Origin of the sequence: Methanospirillum sp. (genome assembly GCF_035406105.1) — an archaeon.
Lineage (GTDB): Archaea > Halobacteriota > Methanomicrobia > Methanomicrobiales > Methanospirillaceae > Methanospirillum.
Genome location: NZ_DAONKG010000221.1, coordinates 1 through 3,790, shown reverse-complemented (window position 1 = coordinate 3,790; position 3,790 = coordinate 1). Strand labels below are relative to the sequence as shown.

The 3,790-nt window shown below is 52.6% G+C and carries 3 protein-coding genes and 1 pseudogene; all 4 read right to left on the bottom strand.

The genetic code is table 11. From position 1 onward, the window contains the following. Positions 1 to 998: sulfopyruvate decarboxylase subunit alpha (comD, locus tag PLA23_RS11325; RefSeq protein WP_324475252.1), on the bottom strand; the 998-nt coding region annotated here is incomplete at its 3' end. After that, entirely contained in the window at positions 991 to 2,259 is a 1,269-nt protein-coding gene (locus PLA23_RS11320) for a cysteate synthase (RefSeq protein WP_324329706.1), read from the bottom strand. The genes comD and PLA23_RS11320, both read right to left, overlap by 8 nt. Further along, positions 2,256 to 3,473, bottom strand: a complete 1,218-nt coding sequence (locus tag PLA23_RS11315; RefSeq protein WP_324475251.1) for a methanogenesis marker 16 metalloprotein — start codon at positions 3,471 to 3,473, stop codon at positions 2,256 to 2,258. Before PLA23_RS11315 ends, PLA23_RS11320 begins: the two co-directional genes overlap by 4 nt. Next, positions 3,470 to 3,790 (bottom strand): annotated as a pseudogene (locus tag PLA23_RS11310) ((Fe-S)-binding protein); the annotation flags it as partial. The gene PLA23_RS11315 and the pseudogene PLA23_RS11310, both read right to left, overlap by 4 nt.

The window sequence follows — 3,790 nt, the reverse complement described above, 5'->3', positions numbered from 1 at the left end:
TTTTTGTATTCATCCTTCAGTTCATCGGGTGTATGGACCTTACAGGTGTTCCGAAACCCGCTTGCCCTAGCCAGGAGTTCAAGATCAACCGTATCAAATGCCGGAGAACACTGATTACCGGTACTCCCATACACCCCGTTGTCAAGACAGATAATGATCAGGTTATCAGGTGATGTACTGGCTATAACGGGAAGGGCAGCAGTTCCAAGAAGACTTCCGTCACCATCCAGAACAACCACCGTCCTGCCGGTTCCAAGGGCAATACCAAGTCCCAGAGGGCTTGCCTGGGTATATGAGCCAAGCATGTAAAAATGGGCCGGGCTGTCCCGTGCGTGATAGAGTTCTTTTGACGGAACACCGATATTTGCGACGACCAGTTCATCAGTCATCATAGATGCAAGAATACCGATAGCATCAGCCCGCTGCATAACCGGCTGTCTGAACACTCCCTGGTAAAAGAGACTGACCGTCCGGTCCCTGACAGCTGGCGGGGATATACTTGGTTTTTCTTCTCCTCCCTCCCAAACCTGCGGGGAGATGAGGGCTACATGAGGTCTGCTTTCTATCCAGGCATCACTGATAACCGACGTAATGAGATGGAGTTCCTCCGGCTTTCGGATGATCGTGCAGGGGATATGATATACCTGTAAGAGATCGGGTATTTTCTCATTAAACGGGATTTGAGCAGGTATCTTCTCCTGATAGTACCCCCTCCAGCTGGCAAGGATCGGGAGGGGAAGGCCATACAGGAAGGGAAGGGTCATCAGGGCATTCAGCGAATTTCCGAGGCCTGAACTCTGCATCTGAAGCACTCCCCGCGTTCCTGTCAGGGACAGACCGGAGAGGATCCCAATACCATCTTCTTCCCGCGAAATTGTGATGTACGAAAACTCCTTCAGAAGGACAGAACAGAGGTCTTTTGTCCTGTCACAGGGAAGCGAAATGATGTACTCAATGGCTTCTTTTTTCAAAATCGCTGATACAGTCTCTTCATGCATATGGCTTCATCCATTCCTGCACTCCTGCTGATATCGCCTCATATGGCGTCTCTTTGGTTACCGAATAATCCGGTTTTTTGACAAACCGGGGAAGTTCCTGCTTTCCCAGGGCATATCCTCCGCCAGTGATGCTGAGAAGGATCTTCTCATCCGGCCGGAGAATGCCTGTACGCACAGCCTGGATCAGACCTGCGACACACACACCGGCAGCGGGATCAAGATCTATTCCTTCACATGAGGTGAAGAGTTTTTCTGCTTCCTGTGCAACGCTTGACGAAACACTGCCCATGATTCCGTTGGTTGCAACGAGGGTGTCAAACACCCCTCCGGCTATCCCATAGGGTGGAGTCCGGTTGGTGAGAACATCAGAATATACCTGCGTTATCGCATGAGCAGCATCCGGCATATCCTCATCCCTGATCTCCCGTCGTCTCTCCTGCCATGCCTTCACCATCGGTATGAACGGCTCGTTCTGGAAGAGGAGAAGACGGGGCATCCGGTTCCCAAACCGTCCGTCTGCAATAAGCCGGAGCGATGCTTCATACGCTGCAATACCCCCCGTGCCACTTCCAACCGCCTGAACATACCAGTCAGGAAGCGTTCCCATGGCAAGTGTTCCTGCCAGCATGACTGTTCCCATGCCATCCCTCCGTGCAACATTTTTTGCTCCCCCTTCAGGAAACACACCCGGGATCGTGCATATCATATTCCCCAGGCTGATGGCATCGGTATAATCACCGGAGATGGTAATGAGCATGACATGATCAGCCGGTGTGGTGGTAAAAATCCGGTCCTGTGCTGCATCGGGGACGACGATAATGACCGGCTGACCAGTCCGTGCTGAGACCTCGGCAAAGGCCCGGCCGGTATTGCCGGCAGATGAGACCTGAATGATTCCACGTGCCCGCTCAAAGAGCCGCTGTACCGTCGGATACGCCTCAAACTCCTTAAACGAACCACTGACCGCATATGCACCTTTTTCAGGCCAGTACCCGGAGAATACAATCCAGAGATCCGAAAGACCAAGTGCCTCTGCAAGACCTTTGCTTTTATAACAGACCGGCTCTGCCCGTGTCGGAAGAGAACCAGTAACCGGGAGCCAGTCTATGTATCGAAAGATCCCGGGACTATTACGGATCCTGATCTGACGGGCGGTATAGGAGGTTCTGATCAGTCCCTGGCATCCAAACGGACAGGTGAGCGTGTAGGAATCAGGAAAATTCCGTTGACATACCGGGCAGGTGAGGGTATAGCCGGTCATATCTGAAACTCACCCCTGATCAGCATATCTTTGATCCGTCTGCAAAGTATCTCTGCCCTTCTGCGGTCAGACTGGCGCAGGACGATCGGAACATCTGCCCCACCTACGGTGATAAAACCAAAGTTTCCCTCGTACGCTGAACCCTTGCAGATGTGGACACAGGTACCACAGACAAAACACCGCTGGTGATTGATCGTTTTATCGGCACGGATTGCATCAACCGGGCATGAAGATCGGACCATGCAGGGATCACATGACCGGCACCGTTGCGGGTGATGCATGATTCGTGTTGCAGTCCCGGTCCATACCTGGGAATATGAGGCAGTCCCGACCGGCTGGCGATCCTCGATATCCACAACCGGAAGGGCAATGTCAGCATCCCGGATCATAAGACGGGTGAGAACATCCTGATCAGAAACCGGCACGACGGTCCCGATACTGGTAATGCATTCAGGGCCTGCGGCAGTCAAAAACCCGCCGCAAAACCGTGTATCCATCCCCTGCATGTCTGCATGGACAGAGAGATTTGGCCGATCCGGCGAACTTCTGGTTCCGGTGCCGATAACACGGCCATGTGCCCCATTCAAAATAACCGGATCCCCGGAAGAGAGAAACCGAAGAGATGGATCGTTTTCCACCGGGTTGATCTCACCACACCCGGAGACCGTTGCCTGTGCAGCATTGCCGGAAAGAGGCAGGACAGAAAAGATCGTATCTGCCGGTTTACTGCTCCGGTTGATAATGGCAGAATAATTTTTAAAGGCACTTCTTGTCGTAAAAAGTCGGGCAAATGGAATGTCATCCAGCGTAACCTCAGCTTCATACTTTCTTTCGGATGAGGTGACCTCCACATGGATCTCTTTTCCAGCAATCAGATCATGAAAGAGGTGTCCTCCTCCATACCGGTTGTCTGCATGGGCGGTGCCAAATACCATAAGATCAACCAGCCCCAGTCGTTCGTTCGGACAGGGGCCTGGAATCGCCGGAACGCCCTGCAAAGAGACCGTATCAGCCCGTGAAAAGACACCAGGAGGTGCAACCGGGACTGAAAGAACCGCATATGTCCCGTACATGACCCCACAGGTCCCACAGGTCACCACATCAACATCAGAGATACAATCGCTTTCTGCGATCCTCTTCTTCAGTTCAGATGCCGTCAGAACGACTGCGGTCCCGTCTGCGAGAGCTGTACGAATCTCATCCAAAGACCTCATAGTAACCGGATATCCTCCACTCTGACCTGAAGACCCTCTCTGCGTGAGAATATCTGGTTCACAACACCGGTATGGGTCAGATTCATCATGCAGTAGGCAGGAAGAAACTTCATTCTCCTGCCAAATTCAGGTGATCTCCGGAAGCTCTCTGCCATCCCTTCAAACCCGATGATATGATAGGCTTGCAGATCCTTTACTGCTCTTCCCCGTGAGAAGAGGGGGCCGACAACATGGGTCACGAGAACCCCTGACACCGGGTTTGCAGATATCACACGCAGGACATGCTGAACCGGACAACCGGCACCCATAGGACGTCC

What these genes read in the sequence shown, in the direction of transcription:
- PLA23_RS11320 (WP_324329706.1), bottom strand. Translation starts at nt 2,259, where the DNA reads ATGACCGGCTATACCCTCACCTGCCCGGTATGTCAACGGAATTTTCCT.
- PLA23_RS11315 (WP_324475251.1), bottom strand. Translation starts at nt 3,473, where the DNA reads ATGAGGTCTTTGGATGAGATTCGTACAGCTCTCGCAGACGGGACCGCA.